The 21,566-nt window shown below is 71.4% G+C and carries 20 protein-coding genes; 8 read left to right on the top strand and 12 right to left on the bottom strand.

Annotation, left to right across the window (positions count from 1 at the left end):
* Nucleotides 1-4 precede the first annotated feature (4 nt).
* Together C1C97_RS11115 and C1C97_RS11120 are read left to right on the top strand one after the other, a co-directional pair.
* Nucleotides 5-1,441, top strand: coding sequence for an amino acid permease (locus C1C97_RS11115; protein ID WP_110919938.1), 1,437 nt, complete (start codon nt 5-7; stop codon nt 1,439-1,441).
* Between the two features lie 12 nt (nt 1,442-1,453).
* Nucleotides 1,454-3,157: a thiamine pyrophosphate-dependent enzyme gene (locus C1C97_RS11120; protein ID WP_121031862.1), complete on the top strand. Its 1,704-nt coding sequence runs from the start codon at nt 1,454-1,456 to the stop codon at nt 3,155-3,157.
* A 258-nt stretch (nt 3,158-3,415) separates the two neighbouring features.
* On the opposite strand, the gene C1C97_RS12640 is transcribed toward C1C97_RS11120, so the two are convergent.
* From C1C97_RS12640 to C1C97_RS11130, 3 genes are all read right to left on the bottom strand, one after another.
* A complete protein-coding gene (locus C1C97_RS12640) occupies nt 3,416-3,994 on the bottom strand; it encodes an LGFP repeat-containing protein (RefSeq protein WP_233542908.1) in 579 nt (192 codons plus the stop codon).
* 4 nt (nt 3,995-3,998) lie between these two features.
* On the bottom strand, nt 3,999-4,847 hold the full coding sequence (locus C1C97_RS12645; RefSeq protein ID WP_233542909.1) for a hypothetical protein: 849 nt from the start codon (nt 4,845-4,847) through the stop codon (nt 3,999-4,001).
* A 172-nt stretch (nt 4,848-5,019) separates the two neighbouring features.
* Entirely contained in the window at nt 5,020-5,856 is an 837-nt protein-coding gene (locus C1C97_RS11130) for an arylamine N-acetyltransferase family protein (protein ID WP_158591151.1), read from the bottom strand.
* Between the two features lie 189 nt (nt 5,857-6,045).
* Here C1C97_RS11130 and C1C97_RS11135 point away from each other — a divergent pair, with 189 nt between their 5' ends.
* Complete coding sequence (locus tag C1C97_RS11135; protein ID WP_121031866.1) at nt 6,046-7,176, top strand: saccharopine dehydrogenase family protein; 1,131 nt, start codon at nt 6,046-6,048, stop codon at nt 7,174-7,176.
* A 130-nt stretch (nt 7,177-7,306) separates the two neighbouring features.
* On the opposite strand, the gene C1C97_RS11140 is transcribed toward C1C97_RS11135, so the two are convergent.
* Complete coding sequence (locus C1C97_RS11140) at nt 7,307-8,431, bottom strand: DUF808 domain-containing protein (RefSeq protein WP_121031868.1); 1,125 nt, start codon at nt 8,429-8,431, stop codon at nt 7,307-7,309.
* A gap of 57 nt (nt 8,432-8,488) precedes the next feature.
* A complete protein-coding gene (locus C1C97_RS11145; protein ID WP_121031870.1) occupies nt 8,489-9,094 on the bottom strand; it encodes a class I SAM-dependent methyltransferase in 606 nt (201 codons plus the stop codon).
* Nucleotides 9,095-9,400: 306 nt separating this feature from the next.
* Here C1C97_RS11145 and C1C97_RS11155 point away from each other — a divergent pair, with 306 nt between their 5' ends.
* The 3 genes from C1C97_RS11155 (at nt 9,401) to C1C97_RS11165 (ending at nt 12,350) form a co-directional block, all read left to right on the top strand.
* A complete protein-coding gene (locus C1C97_RS11155) occupies nt 9,401-9,847 on the top strand; it encodes a hypothetical protein (RefSeq protein WP_147406076.1) in 447 nt (148 codons plus the stop codon).
* 140 nt (nt 9,848-9,987) lie between these two features.
* A complete protein-coding gene (locus tag C1C97_RS11160; protein WP_121031876.1) occupies nt 9,988-10,737 on the top strand; it encodes a sulfite exporter TauE/SafE family protein in 750 nt (249 codons plus the stop codon).
* A gap of 164 nt (nt 10,738-10,901) precedes the next feature.
* Entirely contained in the window at nt 10,902-12,350 is a 1,449-nt protein-coding gene (locus tag C1C97_RS11165; RefSeq protein ID WP_233542910.1) for an MFS transporter, read from the top strand.
* A gap of 71 nt (nt 12,351-12,421) precedes the next feature.
* Here C1C97_RS11165 and C1C97_RS11170 read toward each other — a convergent pair whose 3' ends face one another.
* Both C1C97_RS11170 and C1C97_RS11175 read right to left on the bottom strand, forming a co-directional pair.
* Nucleotides 12,422-13,648, bottom strand: coding sequence for an MFS transporter (locus tag C1C97_RS11170; RefSeq protein ID WP_121031878.1), 1,227 nt, complete (start codon nt 13,646-13,648; stop codon nt 12,422-12,424).
* 355 nt (nt 13,649-14,003) lie between these two features.
* A complete protein-coding gene (locus tag C1C97_RS11175; RefSeq protein ID WP_121031880.1) occupies nt 14,004-14,762 on the bottom strand; it encodes a rhomboid-like protein in 759 nt (252 codons plus the stop codon).
* Between the two features lie 283 nt (nt 14,763-15,045).
* Here C1C97_RS11175 and C1C97_RS11180 point away from each other — a divergent pair, with 283 nt between their 5' ends.
* A complete protein-coding gene (locus C1C97_RS11180) occupies nt 15,046-15,585 on the top strand; it encodes a gluconokinase (protein WP_121031907.1) in 540 nt (179 codons plus the stop codon).
* A 42-nt stretch (nt 15,586-15,627) separates the two neighbouring features.
* Here the strand turns inward: C1C97_RS11180 and rlmC are convergent, their stop codons facing one another.
* The gene (gene rlmC / locus C1C97_RS11185; protein WP_121031882.1) at nt 15,628-16,764 is read right to left on the bottom strand and encodes a 23S rRNA (uracil(747)-C(5))-methyltransferase RlmC; all 1,137 of its coding nucleotides are present in this window, start codon (nt 16,762-16,764) and stop codon (nt 15,628-15,630) included.
* Between the two features lie 229 nt (nt 16,765-16,993).
* Here rlmC and C1C97_RS11190 point away from each other — a divergent pair, with 229 nt between their 5' ends.
* The gene (locus C1C97_RS11190) at nt 16,994-17,905 is read left to right on the top strand and encodes a hypothetical protein (RefSeq protein WP_233542911.1); all 912 of its coding nucleotides are present in this window, start codon (nt 16,994-16,996) and stop codon (nt 17,903-17,905) included.
* Nucleotides 17,906-18,043: 138 nt separating this feature from the next.
* Here the strand turns inward: C1C97_RS11190 and C1C97_RS11195 are convergent, their stop codons facing one another.
* From C1C97_RS11195 to C1C97_RS11210, 4 genes are all read right to left on the bottom strand, one after another.
* The gene (locus C1C97_RS11195) at nt 18,044-19,141 is read right to left on the bottom strand and encodes a PrsW family intramembrane metalloprotease (protein ID WP_110920523.1); all 1,098 of its coding nucleotides are present in this window, start codon (nt 19,139-19,141) and stop codon (nt 18,044-18,046) included.
* Nucleotides 19,142-19,245: 104 nt separating this feature from the next.
* Nucleotides 19,246-19,665, bottom strand: coding sequence for a hypothetical protein (locus C1C97_RS11200; RefSeq protein WP_147406077.1), 420 nt, complete (start codon nt 19,663-19,665; stop codon nt 19,246-19,248).
* A 107-nt stretch (nt 19,666-19,772) separates the two neighbouring features.
* Nucleotides 19,773-20,711 carry a cation:proton antiporter domain-containing protein gene (locus tag C1C97_RS11205; protein WP_110920525.1) on the bottom strand — a complete coding sequence of 313 codons (939 nt, stop codon included), beginning with the start codon at nt 20,709-20,711 and terminating at the stop codon, nt 19,773-19,775.
* Entirely contained in the window at nt 20,708-21,478 is a 771-nt protein-coding gene (locus C1C97_RS11210; protein ID WP_233542912.1) for an LssY C-terminal domain-containing protein, read from the bottom strand. Before C1C97_RS11210 ends, C1C97_RS11205 begins: the two co-directional genes overlap by 4 nt.
* Nucleotides 21,479-21,566: the final 88 nt, after the last annotated feature.

The following is a 21,566-nucleotide window of genomic DNA, read 5'->3' on the forward strand; positions in this document are numbered from 1 at the left end:
TCAGATGAGCACCACCACCTCGCACACTCCGGAACACGCACCGGACACCTCCACCAAGACCGTCCGCGGCCTCAAGCCCCGTCAGCTCACCATGATGGGTCTGGGCGGGGCCATCGGCGCAGGACTCTTCCTGGGCAGCGGCAAGGGCGTGGCCGTGGCCGGGCCCGCCATCATGGTCTCCTACATCGTGGCCGGTGCGCTGGTCATCCTGGTGATGTGGATGATCGGCGAGCTCTCCGCCGCCAACCCCACGAGCGGCGCGTTCTCCGCGCACGCGCAGAACGCCTTCGGCCCCGTGGCCGGCTACACCGTGGGCTGGATCTACTGGGTGCAGCTCGCGGTGGTGACCGCCGCGGAGGCCAACGGTGCGGCCACCATCCTCACCGGCATCCTCAAGAACACCATGGGTGACGTGGCGGTCCCGCCCACCTGGGTGCTGAGCCTGATCTTCATGGCTCTGTTCACTGTGATCAACATGTTCGCGGTGAGCAAGTACGGCGAGTTCGAGTTCTGGTTCGCGTTCATCAAGGTGGCCGTGATCGTCGCGTTCCTGGTGGTGGGTCTGCTCATGCTGATCGGCGTGCTCCCGGGCCACGAGGGCGGACTGTCCAACTTCACGGACTTCGCCCCCACCGGTGTGGCCGGTGTGGGTGCCGGTCTGCTGATCGTGATCTTCGCCTTCGGCGGCACCGAGATCGTGGCCATCGCCGCCGGCGAGACCGCGGACCCGCAGAAGAGCGTGGCCACCGCCATCCGCACCGTGGCGTGGCGGATCTGCCTGTTTTACATCGGTTCGGTGTTCATCATCGTGGCGGTCCTCAAGCCCTCCCAGGCCGATCCCGCCGAGGGCCCCTTCGCCGCCGTGCTGAACGTGGCCGGTCTGCCGGCAGCGGGCAACATCATGGCGCTGATCGCGGTCTTCGCCCTGCTCAGCGCCCTGAACGCGAACATCTATGCCGCATCGCGCATGATGCACTCGCTGGCCCAGCGTGACTACGCTCCTGCCGCCATCAAGCGCACCGCGCAGAACAGCGTGCCGCGCCGCGCCGTGCTGCTCACGGTCACGTTCGGTTTCGTGGCGAGCATCCTGGAGGCCGTCTTCCCCGGCAAGGTCCTGGACACCCTGCTGTCCATCGTGGGCTCCACGATCATCATCATCTGGATCTCCGTGGCCGCTTCGCAGATCGCCCTGCGCCACCGCCGGGACCGGGAGAACCCCGGGGTGCGCTCCACCACGTACCGCATGCCGCTGTTCCCGTTCCTGTCCTACCTCACGGTCGCGCTGCTGGTGCTGATCGTGGCGGTCGCCATGTTCGACCCCGCGGCCCGCACGCAGCTGCTCCTCACGCTCGGCGCCACGGCCCTGATCGCGGTGACCGGTGTGTTCGTGACGCGCCGCACCACGCAGCCCGCCACGGTCCACGCCGAACTCGACGACTGAGGGACTCCCACCATGACAGCACCCGTCGCCGCGGCGACCACCCCCGCTCCCGCTTCCCGGAACGACTCCGCCGCGTCCCGTGGGCTCACTGCCGGTCAGGCCGTGGTGGCCGGACTGCGGGAGCGGGGGGTGGACACCGTGTTCGGCATCCCCGGGGTGCAGACCTACGAGCTGTTCGACGCACTGCGCACCACCCCGGGGATCGAGGTGATCGGCACGCGTCACGAGCAGGCGTGCGCCTACATGGCGCTCGGATACGCCCAGTCCACCGGGCGGCCCGGCGTGTACAGCGTGGTCCCCGGTCCGGGTGTGCTCAATGCCGGTGCGGGCATGCTGACCTCGCTGGCCACGAGTACGCCCACGGTGTGCCTCACGAGCGAGATCCCCACCGAGTTCATCGGCCGGGGCATGGGGCACCTGCACGAGATGCCGGACCAGCAGGCCACGGTGTCCTCGTTCAGCAAGTGGGCCACCACCGTGACCGATCCGGCCGAGGTGCCCGCAGCCATGGCGGAGGCCTTCGGGCAGGCCACGGGCGGGCGGCCCGGGCCCGCCGTCGTCGCCGTCCCGTGGGACGTGCTCACGCAGAAGGCGCTCATGGAGCCCGTGGCGGCACCCGCCGCACCGGCGGCGGGCGCCGAGGCGGAGGACGTCGCCCGCGCGGCGGAGTTCCTGGTCTCGGCCCGGAACCCCATGATCATGGTAGGCAGCGGCGCCCGGCACGCCGGGGACGGGATCCGCGCGCTTGCCGAGAAGCTGCAGGCACCCGTGGTGTCCCTGCGCGGAGGGCGCGGCATCGTCTCGGACGAGCACCCCCTGGGGTTCACCAGCGCGGAGGGCTTCGAACGCTGGGCGGACACGGACGTACTGCTGGGCATCGGCACCCGCCAGGAGCTCGTGTGGTTCCGCTGGCCGGACGCCCCCGAGGGGCTGCGCACGGTCAACGTGGACGTGGACCCGGCGCAGCAGGACCGGCTGGTGCCGGACGTCGCACTCACCGGCGACGCCCGGCTCGTCACCGCGCAGCTGCTCGAGGCCCTGCATAACGTGCCCGCGCGGCCGTCCCGCACGGCGGAGCTCGCGGCCGTCAAGGCCGCCACCCGCGCGGAGGTCGCCGAGCTGCAGCCCCACAGCAGCTACCTCGATGCCATCCGGGAGACGCTTCCCAGGGACGGGTACTTCGTGGAGGAGGTCTCGCAGATCGGCTTCGCGTCCATCTTCGCGCTGGAGATCTATGAACCCCGCCACTTCATCACCAGCGGCTACCAGGGCAACCTGGGCTACGGGTTCCAGACCGCCCTGGGCGTGCAGGCCGCGCACCGGGACAGCGTGGTGGTCTCCGTGACCGGTGACGGCGGGTTCATGTACGGCGTGCAGGAGCTCGCCACGGCCGTGCAGTACGGGCTCAACGTGATCACGGTGGTCTTCGACAACCACGCGTTCGGCAACGTGCAGGCGGACCAGGTGCGGATCTACGGGCACGGGTCCGCCACCGAACTGGCCAACCCGGACTTCGTGGCCCTGGCCGAGTCCTTCGGGGCCCTGGGGCTGCGTGCCACCACCCCGGACGAGCTGCGCGCGGCCATGGCGGAGGCCGTCGCGGCGCGGCGGCCCACGGTCATCGAGGTGCCCATGCCGCTGTCCCTGGAGCAGAGCCCGTGGAAGTTCCTCATGCCGGCGAGCCGGGCGAAGGCGGCGCAGCCGGAGCGCCCCTGAGACCGCGGCAACCACGGGAGGAGCAGTGCCCGCCGGGATCCGATCCCGGCGGGCACTGCTGCGTTCCGGGGGAGCGGAGCGGTCCGCCCTCGTGGACCGCGGGTCCCCCGCCCGGACCGCGGTGACGCACCGCCGCGTGGGCGCAAGTTGCCGCGTGGGCGCAAGTTGCCGCGTGGGCGCAAGTTGCCGCGTGGGCGCAGGTTGCCTCGTGAGCACAGGTTGCCTCGTGAGCACAGGCTCCGCACGACGCCGCGGCGCTCAGCCCTTTGCGACCGTCACCTTCCCGGTGGCGCGGTGCCACGTGGCCACGTACCCGTTGGAGAACTTCTGCGCCACTCCCCCGGTCACGGCGTACTCGTCGGTGCGGGGAAAGCCCCAGCCGTGCTCGTGGCCGGCCTTCTGCCAGGCCGTTCCGATGCCGCCGGTGAGCTTGACCGCGTGGGTCCCCGTGCGGGGCGAGTACAGGGCGCGGACGCGCGCGTCGCCCCGCCGGAAGTCCTGGTACGCCCCGCCGGCGAGCTTGCGCTCCGCCATCACGGGGTACCCCCACGCCCGTTCGAACCCCGCGGCCCGGTACGCGGTGCCGATGCCGCTGCCCCACCTCACGGGGTGCGCTCCGGTCTGGGGGCTCCAGTAGTACGTGTGGTTCCGGGTGAACCCCTGGTACACCCCGCCCGGCACCGCGGCAGGCTTCTCCGGGGACGTGGGCTGCCCGTAGACCGCAGCCCCTCCCGTGGCCAGGTAGTCGCTGCGGATGGCGCCGCGCAGCCAGGACGCGGGCGGCGTCGTGACCGGGGCCGGCGGCAGCTGCGCGAGGTCGCGGCGCAGCAGGCCCACGATGTCATAGTCGTCGTGGTCCAGCCCGGGCAGCGTGGTGAGGGACGTGCGGGTGAAGCCGTCCCGTGCGTAGCTTCCTGCCCTGGTCCGCGGTCTTGGACGCCGACCACGTGGGCGGGTTGGTGCTGCCCGCGCCGTCCTCGGAACCCACGTACCAGGAGAGCGGGAGCGAGCGCACGGCCGCCCCGGGAGCGGTCTGCATCCCGGAGGAGCCGCCTCCCCCGATGATCGTGGCGCCACCGCCGCGGATCCAGCCCTGCCGGTCCGCCAGCAGCTCGTAGGTGATGAACTCCGCGCCGCCCGAGTACCCCGTGAGCCACACGCGGGAGGTGTCCAGGCCGTAGCGGGTGACCAGGGAGTCCTGCAGCGCACGGAACCAGTCGCCGTTGCCGTCCGCGTCCTCCCACCAGGTGATGCCGTCGCCCGTGGCGTCGTGGTCCGGGGAGATCGGGACCACCAGGACCATGTTCTTGCTGCGGGCATCCGCCGCCATGGCGGTGAGGTGCGGTCCGCCGGGGTTGTGCACCCACGTCTCCCGGGTGCTGCCGTAGTCACCGCCCAGGTAGAACACCACGCCCACGGCCTTCGAGGGATCCACGCCCGCCGTGTACACGTGGTACGAGGACGTCATCCCCGCCGCGGTGAAGCTCTGGGAGTAGGTGGTGGGCGGGAGCGCGGCCTGTGCCGCCGGCACCGGGGCCTGGTGGGGTTGGGACAGGGCCTGGTGGGGCTGGGGCGGCGCCAGCCGGGGCTGGGGTGGCGCGGCGGCCGCGGGGGAACCCGCGGACAGGGCCAGGGCGACGGCCGTGGCCACGGTGGCCGCGGGCACGCGGACATGACGGAAGAAACGCATGGGGGGCTGCTTTCTCAGGGGGTATGCGGTTGTGGCCCGCCCGGTCAGCTCGAGTCCGGGCGCGGCGGGGCCCGGACACGAGGGGGGTGCATGTCCGGCCAGTGCCCGATCATGTCATCACCGCGGCGGTCCACGGCGCAGGCCGGACGGTGGCGCGGTGCGTCGGTGCCCGTCAGCCCCGCAAGCGGGTGACCGTGGTGACCAGGGTTCCCGCCTCGGCCTCCGTGAGGCGGACCCCCAGATCGCGGACCCGGTCCACCACCTCCCGCGCGGACAGCTCCCGGTGCCGCGTGTCCCTGCCCGGTGGGCGTTCCGTGACCCCGCGCTCCGTGACCGTCACGTGGCCGCCCGGAGTGTGCTTCATGACCATGAGGTGGTGCCGGAACACGGAGTCCGCGTCCGTGGAGGTCATCAGGTGGCCCATCCGCACGTCCGCCGGGTGGACGGTGGACTCCTCCAGCACGTGCTCCATGGTCCCGTCCCGGCTGAGGGACCACAGGGGCCAGCCCTCGTCCCGGACCCGGCCCACCGTGAAGGTGCGGTCGCCCTCCACGCGGCGGGCGCCGTCGTGCAGCGGGACGGGCCCGGTGATGCTGAACCCGAAACCGGGATCGCACAGGTACCGGGCACCCGCGACGTCCACGAGGACGGTCATGTGGGTCCGGGGACTCTGCAGCGAGCGGACACGGCCCAGCGCACGGCGCACGGTGAAGCCCAGGGTCTCGAGGGCCGCGGCGAAGAGCTGGGAGTGCTCGAAGCAGTACCCGCCGCGGCGGCGTCGCACGAGCTGGTCGAAGACCGTGGCCGGCGCCACCCCGGGGTGCTCGCCCAGCAGCACGCCCACGTTGCCGAAGGGGACCGTGGACACGTGGGCGCGGTGGAGCCGTTCCAGCAGATCGAGGTCCCGCGGCACGCCGGCGAGGGCCGCGGCGTCGAGACCGAGGGCATGCAGGTAGGCGGGGACGTCGATGTCCGCGATCTGCCACTCGGACGCGGTCGTGCTGTTCACGGGGTCCTCTCGTGCCGTCACCGCGGGTGCGTACCGGAGACGGCACCCCGGTGTCATCGTGGCACACACCGGGGCGGAGCCGGTCCCGCGGTCGCGACCAGGGGCCGGAGGCGAGGCACCCCGGGGGTGCCGCCGCGCGGAACGGTCCAGTAACGTGACGAACTGATCCCGTCACCCGTAGGAGGACCCATGAACGCACGTGCCGTGGTTTTCGGCGCCACCGGATACACCGGCCGCCTGGTTGCGCAGTCCCTCGTGGAACGCGGTCTGCGCCCCGTGCTCGCCGGGCGGCGCGAGAGGGAGCTGAACCGGCTGGCCTGCACCCTGGGCGGTCTGGACGTGCGCACCGCCGACCTCGCGGACCCGGACTCCGTACGCTCCCTCGTCACCGAGGGGGACGTGCTGATCACCACCGTGGGCCCGTTCGACCGCATGGGGGACGTGGTCGCGGACGCCGCGGCCTCCCAGGGGGCGCACTACCTGGACTCCACGGGTGAGGTGGGCTTCGTGCGTCGGCTGCAGGAGCGTCACCCCTCCGCGGTCCCCGGGGGCGCCGACGACGCCGCCCACGCCCGAGCGCCCCGCGGCACCATGCTGCCCGCGTTCGGCTACGACTACGTGCCGGGGATCCTCGCCGGCGCCCTCGCGCTGGACCGCGCCGGGGCTGCCGCGGAGACGTTGCGGGTGGGGTACTTCGCCCCCGGGGACGGCCGGGCCGGGCTGAGCAAGGGCACCATGAACACCCTGCTGGAGCAGCTGAGTCAGCCGTTCCGCGTGTGGCGGGACCACCGCCTGGCCAAGCCCGGCTCCATCGGGCAGCAGCACACGTTCACGGTGGACGGCAAGCAGCGGAGCGCCATCATGTTCCCGGGCACCGAGGTGCTCTTCCTCCCGGACGCATTCCCGCGGGTGGCGAACATCGAGGTGTTCAACGGCTGGTTCTCGGGAGCCGGCCCGGCGGTGAAGGCCGCCATGCCCGCCCTTGCGGTGGCCGGTTCCGTGGCTCCGATCCGCAAGGCGCTGGCGCAGGGCATCACCCGGGTGGCGGGGTCCGAGGGCGGTCCCGGCGCCGAGGAACGCGCCAAAACCACCTCCCACGCGGCGGCCGTGGTCACGGACGCGCAGGACCGGGTGGTCTCCGAGGTGCACGTGACAGGACCCAACGTCTACACCGTGACCGGCCACCTGCTGGCGGCCGGTGCCGAGTACCTGCTCGCCGGGCGTTCACAGGCCCGCGGTGTCGTGGGGCCGCTGCAGGCCTTCGGGCTGGACGGGCTCGTGGAGCTGTGCGCGTCCGCGGGGCTGCGGGAGACGACCTGAGGGAGCACTGCACACCGGCTCCGCGGCCGAGCGGGTCGAGAACGCCGACCGCTCGGCAGGGCCGGGATCCGTAGAGCATTCGGAGTCACCATCATGAAGGCGGGCACCGCCAAGATCCCGGTCCGGCACCTCAGCCGCGCCGGGGGTCTTCTGCTGCGGTCGAACCGCCCTGCACGGTGTGCTGGTCCGCGTCCGCCCCGGCCGGTTCCCCTGCGTGACCCGGGGCAGTCGCCCCGCGCCCGGAGCCGACGACGTCGCCCGCGTCCTCGTGCGGCTCGGGGGCCGCGCCGCTCTCGGAACCGGTGGACGCGCCGTCGTCGGAGCCGTGCTTCTTGCCGAACGGCAGGACGTGGATGACGCCGACCACGACGGAGCCCCAGATGACCCCGAGGACCAGCGCGAAGAACGTCTCAACGAGCCACGCGAGCGCGGGACCCACGGCGGGGACGTGGTGGACACCCTCGCCCAGGTGGTGCACCCAGTCGTAGAGGGGGGTGAAGCCGAGTTCCGCCATCCCCACCAGGATGATGTGGCCACCCACCCACAGCATGGCGAAGACGCCCACGATCGAGATCACGTTCAGCACCCGCGGCATGGCAGTGACAAGGGCCCGACCGAACTTCTGCGTACCCGCCGAGTCCTTCTTGGCGAGTGCCAGGCCGATGTCGTCCATCTTCACGATTAGCGCTACCACGCCGTAGACGGCGAGGGTGATGAAGATGGCCACCACCACCAGGATCAGCAGCCGTGACAGGAACGGCTCGTGGGACACCTCGTTGAGGGCGATCACCATGATCTCCGAGCTGAGGATCAGGTCCGTGCGGATGGCGCCGGACGTGATCTTCTTCTCGGCGTCGGGGCCCCGGTCCGTGGCCGGTTCCTGCGCCGCGTGGTCCTTGGAGGAGAAGTGCTCGATCACCTTCTCCGCACCCTCGAAGCAGAGGTACGTCCCACCGAGCATGAGCAGCGGTGTGAGCAGCCACGGGGCGAACTGACTCAGGATCAGGGCCACGGGGAGGATGATCAGCAGCTTGTTGCGCAGCGAGCCGATCGTGATCTTCTTGATGATCGGCAGCTCCCGCTTGGGGCTCACTCCCTCCACGAAGCGCGGGGTCACCGCGGTGTCGTCCACGACGACGCCCGCGGCCTTGGCGCTCGCCCGCCCGGTGGCTCCCGCGACGTCGTCCAGACTGGCGGCGGTCATCTTGGCGAGTGCTGCGATGTCGTCCAGCAGCGCAGCCAGTCCAGCGGACATGCGAGTACCTCTTCCTGTTCACCCGGCGCACGTGTACCAGGTCAAGCGTAGAGGGTCTCAGAGGCCTCCCACGGCCAACACCGCCACCAGGAAGTCGCTCTCCTCGCGCCACGGCCGCACGTCCCACCCGGAAAGGGTGAGTTGCGGCGCGAGACCCGCCGCGGCGGCGTCGGCGAGGAAGTCCGGGACGGGGTAGCCGCGGTCCGCACCGAAGCCCACCACGGCGCGACCGTCCCGAGCGAGGTGCGCCCGGAATCCGCGCAGCACGTCCCGGCGGGTGCTCTCCGCGAGGAAGGTGACCACGTTGCCGGCGCACACGATGGCGTCGAACGGATCCCCGAGGTCCAGTTCCGTGAGCGTGGCGAGGTCCGCCTCCACGTAGTCGGGGCCGGGGTGATCAGTGCGGGCCGCGCGGATCAGCTCCGGGTCCACGTCCACCCCCGTCACCCGGTGTCCTGCGGCGTGGAGGTACCCCGCCAACCGGCCCGCACCGCACCCGGCGTCCAGGATGCGAGCGCCGCGCGGGACCATGGCGTCGATCAGCCGCGCCTCCCCCACGATGTCCTGGCCGCGCCGGGCCATGGTCCGAAACCTGTCGATGTACCACTGCGAGTGCCCGGGGGTCTGCGCCGCGTGCGCCATCCACTTGCTCTTCTCCACCATGGGTCCAGGGTAGGTGTGGACGAGACACGGACACAGACGAGGCCAGGTCGGGCAAATTCCAAAAATAATGCGTACGCATACTTATTGTCGTACCTGCGCACAATCCGTGCCGCCTCCACCACTCACGAAAGGTTCCCCGTGAAGCGTCTTCCCTACCTGGCCCTCGTACCTGCGATGACGGCTTGCCTCGTTGGATGCACCGCCGCGAGCAGCAGCATGACCGCACCCACATCGGCCGGGGTCACAACCAGCTCGACCACCGCGGAAGAGCCATCGTCGTCCTCGAAATTGTCCGACCGGGGAAACGTGCAAAAGAAGTTCGGGGAACCTGCCGGGATCACTGTCTCAGGACAGAATGAGAAGCCCGAACCCGTCCTCGACTTCACCGTGAAGTCTGTCGACCTCAACACGAAGTGCACCAGCCCCGTGGCCATGCCCGCAGAGAACGGGCACCTTGTCTCCGTGAACGTGGAGGCGAAGACCGGAGCCGCCGCGCCCTTCAAAAAGGCGTTCTACGGTCAGGACTTCTCGTTCAACCCTGCGGACTGGAAGTTCGTGGACGACAAAGGAACGACCGCAAACTCTGTCATGACCAATCCCGTCTTCAACTGCCTCGACCCGAAGGAACTCCTCCGAGACATGGGGCCGGCGGAGCGCGCCTCTGGCAAGATCGTGCTGGATCTTCCGAGCACCAAGGGGACCCTGATCTATGCCCCGTCAATTCTGGACCAGGCCTGGGAGTGGACCCTCTGAACACGGGAGGTGGGGCATGTTCGCCGCCCCCTCTCGAACCTCCTGGGCCGCGCGTCTGACACCATTGGTGGACTCGCTCCCTGGCACGTGGCCAGCCCCTCCGGCAGCCACGAGCCGAGCACCTCCACTCGAGGAGCACCATGACCGTTCTTCTCTTCGCGCTGACCGCGGTCCTCGTGGGCACCGTCCTGCAGCGGGTCTCCGGCACGGGCGTGGGTCTGGTGGTGGCGCCCGTGCTGTCCCTGCTCATGGGGCCCGGCGCCGGTGTGCTGGCAACGAACGCGGCCACCACGTGCTCGGGATTCCTGATCACCCTCTCCGTGCGGCGGCTCGTGGAGTGGCGCCACGCCGCGGTCCTGGTGGCATCCGCGCTGCCGGGGATCGTGGCGGGCGCCCTGGTGGTGCGCCTGGTTCCCGCCGGATGGCTGCAGGTGGCCGTGGGGCTGGTGGTGCTCACGGGCCTGGCCATCACACGGTTCTCGCCCGCCACCCCCTACGCCACCCGCAGGGCCACCGCGGTTCCTGCCGGGGTGGTCGGCGGGTTCTGCAACGCGACCGCGGGTGTGGCGGCACCGGCCATGGTGATCTACTCCCGGGTGACCCGGTGGGACCAGGTCCGCTTCGCCGCGACCATGCAGCCGGTGTTCATGAGCATGGGGCTGCTCTCCGTCGTGTCGAAGCTCGTGGCCGGGGTGCACTTCGCGCTCCCGGTCCCCGGGATCGTGGCCGTGGTGGCGCTCGTGGTCACGGTGCTGCTCGGGATCGTCCTGGGAACCTGGCTGGCACGGCACCTCTCCAAGGCCGTCGCGCAGAAGCTGGCGATGGCGCTCGCCACGGTGGGCGGCGTCGTCGTCCTGGTGCGCGGCCTGCTCACCCTGCTGAGCGGCTGAACCGCAGCAGACCGGCCCCGTTCGGATGCCGTGGGTGGCGGGCACCTGCACCGTCCGGGGTGTGCCGCGGGCCTGGCCCGGACCGCGGCAAGCCGTGAGTAGCATGGGCCTTTTGCCTGCTCGACGTGCAGCGGGCCTTCCCCACGACCCGAGAGGTGGAGCGCATGTCCGCACCCTCACAACCGCGCCCCGCGGCGGACCCTGCCGCCGGAACACCCCGCGCCCTGCGCTGGATGGCAGCCCCCGCCGCAGCCCCACGACTGCCCGAGCAGGAGATCACCCGCCGGTACCCGCGCCTGCGGCTGCAGGTGTTCATCGGGATCTTCCTGGGGTACGCGGGCTTCTACCTGATCCGCAACAACATCTCGCTCATCGCCCCGCTTCTGCTGGCGCAGGGAACCATCAACACGGTGGGCATCGGCATCATCAGCAACGCCGTGCTGCTGGCCTACGGCTTCTCCAAGTTCTTCTCCGCGACCGTCTCGGACCGCTCGAACGCCCGGTACTTCCTGCCCATCGGCCTGGCCCTGTCCGCGGTGGCCAACCTGGTGGTGGCGTTCGTGCCGGCCGTCTCCGCCTCCGTGGCCCTGTTCGCCACCGTGATGTTCCTCAACGGCTGGGTCCAGGGCATGGGGTGGCCGCCGTGCGGGCGCGTGCTCGTGCACTGGTTCTCCACGAACGAGCGCGGCTGGAAGACCGCCATCTGGAACACCGCCCACAACGTGGGCGGCATGGGCGTGGGCGCCCTCGCGGCCCTGGGCCTGGCCCTGACCGGGGACACCTGGCAGTCCGCGTTCTGGGTTCCCGCCATCGGCGCGCTCGTGGTCGCCGCCGTGGCGTTCGTGCTGGTGCGCGACCGCCCCGAGGCCGTGGGACTGCCGCCGATCGAGGAGCACCGCAACGACCCCGCCAAGGTGGAGACGGACCTCGGTGAGCTCGAGCAGTCCTCCTACTGGGGCGTGATCGTCAAGCACGTGCTGCTCAACCGCACCATGGTGTTCCTGGCGCTGGCCAACGTGTTCATTTACTCCCTGCGCTACGGCGTGCTCAGCTGGGCACCCACCTACCTGGCGGAGCACCACGGCATGTCCCTCGCGCAGGGCATCGCGGGGTTCTCGCTGTTCGAACTGGCCGGGATCTTCGGCACCCTCGCGTGCGGCTGGGTCTCGGACAGGGTGTTCCACGGCAACCGCAGCTGGACCGGCATCGTGTTCATGGTGGGCGTGGGCGTGTTCCTCGTGGCCTACTGGCTGGCCCCGGTGGGCACCCCGTACTGGCTGCTCATGGTGTTCCTGTTCTTCATCGGCGCGTTCATCTACGGGCCCGTGATGCTCATCGGGCTGCAGGCGCTGGACATGTCCGCCCGTCACGTGGCGGGCACCGCCGCGGGCTTCACCGGCCTGTTCGGCTACGTCTTCGGCGCCACCCTGGCCTCCACCGGTGTGGGGTGGGTGGTGCACCAGTTCGGCTGGGGCGCCACGTACGGGCTGCTGACGGTGTCCGTGGTGCTCACCGTGGTGCTGCTGCTGTGCGTCCTCCCCCGGGAGCGGCAGCTGATGGCGCACCACGACAGCCTCCGCGCGGGCTCGTCCCCCGGGGACACCCGCGGCTGACACACCGTGCTCAGAGCATGACGATGGCCGGGGCGTGCGCCCCGGCCATCGTCATGCTCCCGCCGAAATGCTCAGGCCCCGACGACGCCGCTCCGCTCGGCATCCAGGTCCCGCACCTCGTGCCGTCGGCCGTAGACCATGACGCCCAGGCACAGGGTGGCGATCACCGCCCCGGAGGCGAACAGCCACGGGTAGCTGGTGAACTCGGAGACCAGCGCGAGGATCATGGGGATGAAGAAGCCCACGTAGGTCAGGGAGTAGAAGACGGCGGTCAGACCGGCGAGGTCGTCCGGGCGGGCGATGCGCTGGACCTCCTGCAGACCGGAGACCAGCACCAGTCCGTAGCCGCAGCCCAGCACGGCGGCGGCCACCAGGACCACGGCCAGGTTGAGCGTGGCGGAGGCGAGCACGGCGGCGAGCATCCCCAGGATCACGGCCACCATGCCCACGGCCAGGGAGCGGATGGAGCCCTCCCGGTCCAGCCGCTTGCCCAGGGGCTGGATGAAGAACCCGCACCCCAGCCCCACCAGGCACATCAGCCCGGAGAAGGCGATGCCGTAGCGCGGTCCCACCACGTCCGCCATCAGGGCGGGCAGGATCGCGTACGCGGAGGCCGCGCAGCCGAAGACCCACGGGGCGGAGGGCGCCACCACGAACCAGAAGCGGTGCTGCCGGGTGGCCGGGATCTTCAGGTCCGCCACCAGCGGGCCGTGGGGAGCGGAGGCGTGACGGGTCTCGGGTGCGCCCGCCACGAGGAACACGGCGGGCACGCAGATCAGCAGGTTGATCATGTAGGGCAGCACGGTCTGCAGCGGGGCGAACTGCGCGAGCGCCGCGGCCGCGGCGGCACCGAGGGCAAAGCCCGCCGTCAACGACAGCGAGGCACGCCGCGCGCCGGACACCGTTTCCGGGTGCTCCTCGTGCGGCCGCTCGGAGAGCTCCTTGATCCACGAGGTGCCCACGGCCATGCCCAGCCCCAGGGCCAGTCCGGAGAACACCCGGCCCACGAAGAGCATGAGCAGACTCTCCGCGCCCACGGCCAGCAGGACGCTTCCCACCATGGCCAGCACGGGAGCGGGGATCATGAGCGTGCGCCGACCGTGCCGGTCCGAGAGCGGGCCGCCGATCAGCAGGGCGGGCACGATCCCCAGCACGTACGCCGCGAGCAGCATGTCCACGGCGACCTGCTGGTAGCCCTCCACGGTGCGGTACATGACCAGCAGCGGGGTGAACTCGTTGCCGCCCCAGGCCACCGCCAGGAGTGCGGAACTGACCCTCATCCAGGGTTTCAACCTCATGACACCATTCCCTCGTCGGCGCGCTCGCAATGTCCGGTCCACGCCGTTGTCGTGCGCTTGCGGGCGACCGGTGCCCGTGCCACCCACGAGGGTCCGCGGGGGCGAGGATCCGATCCGGAGGTGTGACCGGTGAACATCGAGTCGCCCTGTCAGGACCATCCGGTCGCCCGGCCCGATCGGACGGATCACGCCGACGTCCGGGGCCACCGGGATACAGGATGCATGCTAGGGCAGGGTGGGGCGGGTCACAAAACCCGCGAGTAACCAGATCGGCGCGCGTGTGCCCGGAGCCCGAGAGGTGTTCGGGAGGGAGTGCCCGGCCGGTGCGACGGGCTGGGTGCCGGGCAACGGCCCGTCAGCCGCCCCCGTGCTCCATCTCGTAGAGGTGCCGCGCCCGGATCCGCGCCTCGTGGTGCACCGCGGCCTCGGGCCGCACCAGGCGGTAGCTCGCGAAACCCACCAGGGCGGCCACAGCGTGCCCCATGGAGGTCCAGTCGAAGTCCAGCAGGAGCAGGCCCCCGAGGACCGTCACCACCGCCCCCGCCCACGTGAGCCGGCGTCTGAGCGAGCCCTGGTAGGTTGCCAGCGCCGCGAGGGCGCAGAACCCGTAGCTCGCCCCCACGTCGACCAGCACGGGTGCGGGAACGGGCAGAGCCGCGGCCCGGAAGAGCCACACCTGCAGGCACGCGACGGCCACGGTGGCCGCCACGTGGCCCAGGGCGAATCCCGCGAGCATCCGCTGCCACCCGAACCTGCGCTCCATGGGTGCGACCACCAGGCTGAACGCCACCCACCAGATCAGCAGCTCCATGAACGAGACGTACATGGCGCTGCGCACCAGCACCGTCACCGGGTTGGTGCGCAGCTCGTGCAGGTTCGTGGACTGCTCCGCGAGGAAGGCCCGGCGCAGCGGTTCGCTCGTGTTCGCCAGCAGCCAGGTGGTGAAGGTCAGCAGCACCAGGTACAGGTAGGTCAGCGGGGCACGCCGCACCCTGTTCTTGAGGGGCTCACCGCGCCGCACCCACCACGCGCCGATCCTGCGGAAACCCGGCCAGGAGTGCTCCACGGCGTAGAGGAACCCCACGACCAGCAGCAGGAGGGCGAGAGTGATCACTGGGAAAGTATGCGCCCCGGGGGGACACGCGCGGGCACCAGGCGATGTGCGCCCCGCCCCGACCCTGCGGCGCCCCGCCGTGGCGGGGCCCGGACCACCCGGGGTGGAGCGAGCACCCCGGGATCACGTGGCATTGTTCATCCGTGATCTGTGCACTGCCCGTTTCGGAGAGGAACACCATGTCATTCCACGATGCCGCCCGCTCGGGCGGGTCACCCACGGACCGGCCGGCCCAGGGACCGTCGAGCGCACCCACGGGTGCCGCGAACCCGGCGTGCGCGGCGTGAGCCCGGCGCGGGAGGAGCTCGCACCGCTCGTGGTGGTCATGGGGGTCTCGGGTTCCGGCAAGACCACCATCGGCACGCTCGTGGCCCACGAGCTCGGCGTGGAGTTCGTGGACGGGGACAGTCTCCACCCCATCGAGAACGTCCAGAAGATGGCCTCGGGAACCCCACTGGAGGACGCGGACCGGTGGCCCTGGCTGGAGATCGTGGGCCGCACCCTGCACGAGCACGGTGAGCGCAACGACGGGCTCGCGGTGGCGTGCTCGGCCCTGAAACGGGCCTACCGCGAGCGCATCCGCTCCCAGGCGCCGTCCGCGCTGTTCCTGCACCTGGACGGCTCCCTGGAGGTGCTGACCCGGCGCATCGAGGGGCGCAGCGGCCACTTCATGCCGGCCTCCCTGCTGCAGTCGCAGATGGCCACGCTGGAACCCCTCGCGCAGGAGGAGGGCGGGTACGTGCTGGACATCGACCAGCCCGTGCCGGACATGGTCACCGAGGCGGTCACCCGCCTGCGGGGTCTCGCCGCCGCCCAGTCCTGACCCGGACCGCAGTCCTGAACCGGATCGCCGCCCCGCACCGGGTCACGCCCGACGCAGCAGCACGGCCACCTCGTAGTGGCCGGTGTGGGGGAACATGTCCAGCAGCCGTGCCTCCACGGGACGCAGGGACGGCATGCGGGCGAGGTCCCTGGCCAGGGTCCGCGCGTTGCAGGAGGAGTACACGGCGTGGCGCACGGGAGAGCCCTCGAGCCACGCGCACAGGGACGTGTCCAGTCCGCGCCGCGGCGGGTTGACGATCGCGAGCTCCGGGGTGCCGGGCAGGTCCGCGGGGGTCGCGGCGGCGTCGTCGGCGAGGAAGCGCACGGAGCCGGGGCCGCTGTCCGGCAGGCCCAGGGAACGGGCGGTGTCCCGCGCGGACGCCACGGCCTCCTCCGAGATCTCGGTGCCCACCACCTCGCGCGCGGGGTCCGCCACGTGCAGCGCGAACCCGCCCACACCGCAGTACAGGTCCCACACGCTCGCCGGGTCCGCGGCGCGCACCCAGTCGGCCGCCTGCGCGTACAGCCGCTCGGTGACCGCGGTGTTGGTCTGGAAGAAGGAGCGCGGACGCACGCGCAGCCCGATCCCGTTGACGCTCATCACCAGCTCGGACCGCTCCGTGAGCAGGATCTCCTCGGGGCCCTCGATCACGGCCTTGTGCTCCGGCTGCAGGTTCACCGAGACCACGCTCGCCGCGGGCACCAGCTCCCGCAGCAGGTCCATGCTGTCGCGGATCTTGGGCAGCTGGCGGGTGCTGCGCAGCACGAAGCGCACCATGAGCCGACCCTCGGGGTTCACGGTCACGAGGAGGTGCTTGAGCTCGCCCCGCCGTCTGGCCACGTCGTACGGGAGCAGGCGCACGCGGGCAACGAACTCGGCGAGCGCGTGCAGGGCGCGGGTGAGCGGCTCGGGGTACAGCGGGCAGTCGCGCAGGTCCGTGCCGCGGGCCCCGTCCAGGATCCCCAGGGTGGGTGCGCCCACCGTTCCGGCCACCACCATCTTGGCCTTGTTGCGGAAACCGGCCTCCGCCGACGCCACGGGCTCCAGCCAGCGCGGAGCGCCGTGGGGGTCCACCAGGTCCCGCACGAGCCGCTGCTTCCGGTCCAGCTGCCGCTCGTAGGGCACCTCGATCACCGTGCAGGACCGGCACAGGTCACGGTCGTAGTATCCGCATTCCACCCGCCCGAGTGTACGTCCGGCCCGCTCCCGGGGGCACGACGCCGCGGGGCCGGCACCCGCGGGCGGCCCCGGTTCCGAAGGTGGGCGGAGACGCGGGCACCCCGGCCCGACTCGGCCCGGGCCGGGCGGTGGCATGGGCGCTGGGCGTGTGGCGCGCACCGCGAGATCGTGGCACGGTGACAGGGACGTTCGACCACCGGCACCCTCCCCACAGCACAGGACCACCACCATGAGCACTCCCCGCCCCTCCCCCGCCGTGATGCGGGGCCGCACGGACCCCGCGCTGGGCGTGCGCCCGGTGGACTACTCCTCGTGGCGGCCCGGTCCGGCCGCGGACGCACGAGGCCGCGCGGACCCTGCGGCGGTCGACGGGACCCCGGAGGTGGAGGGCGCGCGGGCGGCGTCGTCGTCCGTGGGGCGTGCGGAACCCGCGGTCCACGCGGCACCGGACGGGGCGCCCCGGCCCGGACCCGGACCCCGGAGGATCCCCGCGACCGGGACCACGGCGGAGGACGCCGCGCGCGAGCTGACCGTGGACCCGCAGCTCGCGGAGTTCGTCGCACGGCTGCGTGCCGGGGTGACCCCCGGGACCGGGACCCCGCAGAACGCCCTGTACACCGTGGACTCGGCCGCCGCCCACGCACCCGAGCTGGACGTCCCCGCGGAGGGCGTGCACGTGCAGGGCGTGTGGGACGTGAGCGAGGCCGCGCTGCGCACCGTGGTGGCCGATCCCGAGGACACGTGGACCGCGGACCTGGGGCGCACGGACTACTACGTGCGCGGGCAGCTGTGCGTGCAGGTGACCCGGGCGGAGCACCGCGTGGTGGGGATCTACCGCAGCGGGTGGGCCATCGCCCGCCGCCCGGACGAGACCTGGGCGGACACCCCGGACTCCCTGGACCGCACCGGCGCCAAACCCGGTGGCGGCGGAACCCGCTACCCCACCAACCGCAGGGAGCTGCTGCGGCGGCTGCGCGGCGCGGGCTTCGAGGTGACCACCTCCGGCCCCACCCACGGGAAGATCACCCACCCGGACGTGCCCGGGCGCTTCCTGCCGTTCTCCTCCACGCCGTCCTCCCAGCGCTACGGCCGTCACGTGGTCACGGCCGTCAAGCGCGTGTTCGGCATCGACGTGCGGTAGGCCGGGCCCGGGGAGCATCGTGCTCCGTCCGGACCCGGCCCGTGCCCCGAGCGCATCCGCGCCGTCCCGCCCCCGCGGGGCGCAGTCACCCGCTCACGGGGCTCCCGCGACGGGGACCCGCTCGTCGGGGCGGCGGACTCACGGCACGAGCGGCCGCTCGTCCACGCCGGTCCCCCTCCGACCCCGGGCCTGGAGCGCATCGAGGTACCCCACGCGCGCCCGCTTGACGCGCTTCCTGTTCTTCCGCCCACCGGCCCTGCGCGCGTCCTTGAGCCCACGACGGCGCTGCGCGCGCGTGCCCGCGGCACTGGTAACGGCGTCGTCGTGCGCGCCTTCGAGCCGGGACGCGGCCGGGGAGGCGAGCACCTCGTCGTGGGCCGCGGCCAGGTATGCGCGCTCCTGCCGCCAGGCCACGCGCGTCACGAGGACGAAGCACACCAGCGCCACGGCGATCTTCGCGGGAATGGCAAGAACCGAGAGTTCCTCCGGGGCCGGGGAATTCCACAGGAAGTGCAGACCCCACCCGAGGACGTACGAACCCGCGAAGGCGCCCACGCGGAAAACCATTGAATGACGTCTGACGGTGCGACCCAGCAGACAGGCCACGCCCACGCCGATGATTCCCGTGTAGAGCCAGTGGGACGAGATGCCGATGACGCTGCGCAGCACCGTGACCCCGAAGGCACCCGTGAAGTCGTCGTTGGCGTCCGTGGGGGCGTTGTTGGCCGCGTAGGAGATGTTCTCGAAGACCTGGAAACCCAGGCCCACGAACGCACCCACCAGCAGCCCGTGCATAGGACGGCGCAGCGTCCGGGAGGCCACCAGCATGATGATCACCACGCCCAGCGTCTTGCCCCACTCCTCCCTCGTGGGCCCCGCCACGGCGGCACCCCAGTCCGCGCCCGCGCCGGGCGGCAGCAGCTTGGCCGCCACCGCGAAGAGGCGCTCGTTCGCGTGCACCGCGAGCCAGGTGGGAACGGTGGCCCCGAACACCGTGGCCAGCGCCAGGGTGACCACGAAGATCGGCGCGACCTCGAACAGGGCGTCCTTGGCCGCGGTGAAGGTCTGGGAGACCGCCAGCACCACACCGGGGGTCCCCACGGCCACCGTGGCGCAGTACAGCCACCACACGGCGGAGCGGGGGCGGAAGAACTCGTGCCCGTACCCCGGCCCGTCGGTGTGACCGGGGGTCCGGTGATCTCCCCGGTTCGCAGCGGGAGCAGCCACGGAGCTCATACGGGATCCTCCTTGGTCATCTCGAGGCTGTCCAGCAGAGCCTGCAGGTCGGGCGCCTCGTCCTTGCCGGTGCTCGTGGCGGTCACCACCACGACCGTGTCCTCCTAGTGCACCACGGCGCACGGACCGGTGGCCTTCTCGGCCGACTTGATCGCCACGCAGCTCTTGCCGCTGAAGCCGCTCCGGGAGGTGATCCGCCCGCCGTCGAACGCCGCGGACGTCCCGGACAGGGACTTCTGGCGCAGCACGCGGTCGGCGGTGGTGTCGAAGTCCTCGCTGCCCTCGATCACGGACAGCGTGAGCACCTGGTCGTCCTCGGTCCTGGTGTAGGCGGTGGAGGTCCGGCTCGTGGACGGGGTCGTGGACCACCTCCGGGGCGCATCGAAGCTCACCGTGGTGCCGGAGGCGGTCGTGAGGGTGCCCTTCTCGTGGGCACCCACCGAGGTGGTGGGCGCGGGCACGGCCCACGTGCCTGCCAGGAGAACCGCGATCACCGCGGCGGGCAGGGTCTGCGTCAATTTCATGCGTGCTATCCCTTCCTTTCGGGGAGGGACAGCGAAATTTTAACAGCCAGGCGTATTAGTTTTATGTGGCACACATTACTGAATTGTATTTTGGCTAGCGAACAAAACTATTGGTCGCCAGACCCGGTGCCGGGTTCCCGGGAGCGTGTCAGACGTCGTGCGATCAGCGGGGCGGACACCCCGTGGACCACCGCGGAGAGCACCACGGTCAGGCTCACCACCTGGATCACCAGCACGAAGTCGTCCCCGTCCACGTGCTGGATGGCCAGCAGGGCGAACACGATGGAGGCGATCCCGCGGGGCCCCAGCCATCCCACGAGCAGACGGTCCCGCCACGTGAGGGACGAGAACAGCAGCACCACCAGCACGGGCAGCACGCGGACCACGGTCACCGCGGCCACCGCGAGGACCACGGCGCGCAGGTCCAGTCCCGCGCCCACGGGCGCGCCGATCCCCACGGCCCAGGTCGCCGCGGGCACCATTTCCGCGAGGGCCTCGGCGCCCTTCTCCGTGACGTCGTGCCCGCCGGCGAGGAACGCGATGCCCAGCAGGAAGAACGGGGCCACGATGCCGTCGTTGTACCCGCTCTCGGTGTTCAGCACGTCGCGGACCCGCCGGGGCAGGCGCCGGTCCTTGACCACGGCCGAGGCGGGCGCCATGTCCGTGGGGACGACCACGCACGCCAGCACGAAGCACAGGGCCACGCGCATCTCGGGGTAGAGCCACCTGATGACGACGGTCCCGGTGAACAGGGACAGCGGCACGCCGATCAGCACGAGCCGCACCAGGACGCCCGCGTCCCGGCGATGCACCCTGCCCACCTCGGTGGCGTCCAGGAACAGCAGCAGGGCGAGCACCACCTCCACGGTGCGCTCCAGCAGAGGGTCGGTGAGGTGGTCGAAGATCGCGGACGAGCTCTCCCACCCCACCGCGATCCCCACCGCGATCAGGGCGAGCGGGAGGGTGATGAACATCGACTCCACCCGCTTGGCCACCACGGACCAGAGGATGACCACCGCCAGGACCACCGCGAGGGCCAGGATCATCGAGCGGACTCCTCACGGGCGCTCGTCGCCCCGCCACGCGTCCACGCACGCGCGGACAGGCTGGTGAGGGCGTAGACCGTCAGGAGGTCGATCGAGGCGGAGAGCAGCGCGCCCGCGGTGGGCCGGGCACCCTGGAAGAAGCCGGCGATCTGGATGGCCTGGGACAGGGTGACCAGCACGATCATGGTGAGACGGGACCGCTGGCTGCCCTGGAACGTGCGCCACCCCAGGAAGAGGATGGCGCCCAGGAGCAGGACGATGAAACCCACCATGATGCTCCACGTGACCACGTTCTCCAGCGGCGAGGCCGTCTCCAGCTCCAGGTCGCTCGTGAGCTCGTCGGGACGCAGCAGCAGACCGAGTGCGAAGGTGAGAGCGGAGACGAGGGTCAGGGCCCAGGCCGCCACGATCGAGAACGGCCGGCGGGCGACGTCCTGGAGGACGTCCTCGGCGGAGGTGGCGTGCGACGTCGCCCGGCCCGCCTGGGACGTGGCGGCGGGAGTGGCCGCGGCGGGGACGTCCTCGAGCAGCGGGACGGGGAGGTCGCCGTCCGTGCGCACGGCGTCCCCGCCGCCGTTGCGGCTGTGGTAGCCGGTGGAGAAGTCCTCGATCACGGCCACTTCCGCCTCGGGGACGGCGTGGAGCACGGTGTCCACCACGTAGTCGCGCTCCACATCGATGTCGGCGTCGATCTTGTGGGTCACCTGCAGGGTGAACAGGGACAACCCCACGGCGCGGTCGTAGGTCCCGGCTGCCAGCCACTGCACGCGGTGCCCCCCCCCCCGGCCGCGGGGGAGGAGAACCCGGAGAAGGCGCCCCGCGGCGTCGGCCACAGCATCGTGGCGGCCCCGGACG

It is taken from the genome of Kocuria tytonis (assembly GCF_003226895.2).
In the GTDB taxonomy this organism is placed as follows: domain Bacteria; phylum Actinomycetota; class Actinomycetes; order Actinomycetales; family Micrococcaceae; genus Kocuria; species Kocuria tytonis.

Bases quoted from the DNA above. Each gene is read 5' to 3' on its own strand.
- C1C97_RS11115 (WP_110919938.1), top strand. From the start codon at position 5: ATGAGCACCACCACCTCGCACACTCCGGAACACGCACCGGACACCTCC.
- C1C97_RS11120 (WP_121031862.1), top strand. From the start codon at position 1,454: ATGACAGCACCCGTCGCCGCGGCGACCACCCCCGCTCCCGCTTCCCGG.
- C1C97_RS12645 (WP_233542909.1), bottom strand. From the start codon at position 4,847: ATGCGTTTCTTCCGTCATGTCCGCGTGCCCGCGGCCACCGTGGCCACG.
- C1C97_RS11135 (WP_121031866.1), top strand. From the start codon at position 6,046: ATGAACGCACGTGCCGTGGTTTTCGGCGCCACCGGATACACCGGCCGC.
- C1C97_RS11140 (WP_121031868.1), bottom strand. From the start codon at position 8,431: ATGTCCGCTGGACTGGCTGCGCTGCTGGACGACATCGCAGCACTCGCC.
- C1C97_RS11145 (WP_121031870.1), bottom strand. From the start codon at position 9,094: ATGGTGGAGAAGAGCAAGTGGATGGCGCACGCGGCGCAGACCCCCGGG.
- C1C97_RS11160 (WP_121031876.1), top strand. From the start codon at position 9,988: ATGACCGTTCTTCTCTTCGCGCTGACCGCGGTCCTCGTGGGCACCGTC.
- C1C97_RS11165 (WP_233542910.1), top strand. From the start codon at position 10,902: ATGTCCGCACCCTCACAACCGCGCCCCGCGGCGGACCCTGCCGCCGGA.
- C1C97_RS11170 (WP_121031878.1), bottom strand. From the start codon at position 13,648: ATGAGGTTGAAACCCTGGATGAGGGTCAGTTCCGCACTCCTGGCGGTG.
- C1C97_RS11190 (WP_233542911.1), top strand. From the start codon at position 16,994: ATGAGCACTCCCCGCCCCTCCCCCGCCGTGATGCGGGGCCGCACGGAC.
- C1C97_RS11195 (WP_110920523.1), bottom strand. From the start codon at position 19,141: ATGAGCTCCGTGGCTGCTCCCGCTGCGAACCGGGGAGATCACCGGACC.
- C1C97_RS11200 (WP_147406077.1), bottom strand. From the start codon at position 19,665: ATGAAATTGACGCAGACCCTGCCCGCCGCGGTGATCGCGGTTCTCCTG.
- C1C97_RS11205 (WP_110920525.1), bottom strand. From the start codon at position 20,711: ATGATCCTGGCCCTCGCGGTGGTCCTGGCGGTGGTCATCCTCTGGTCC.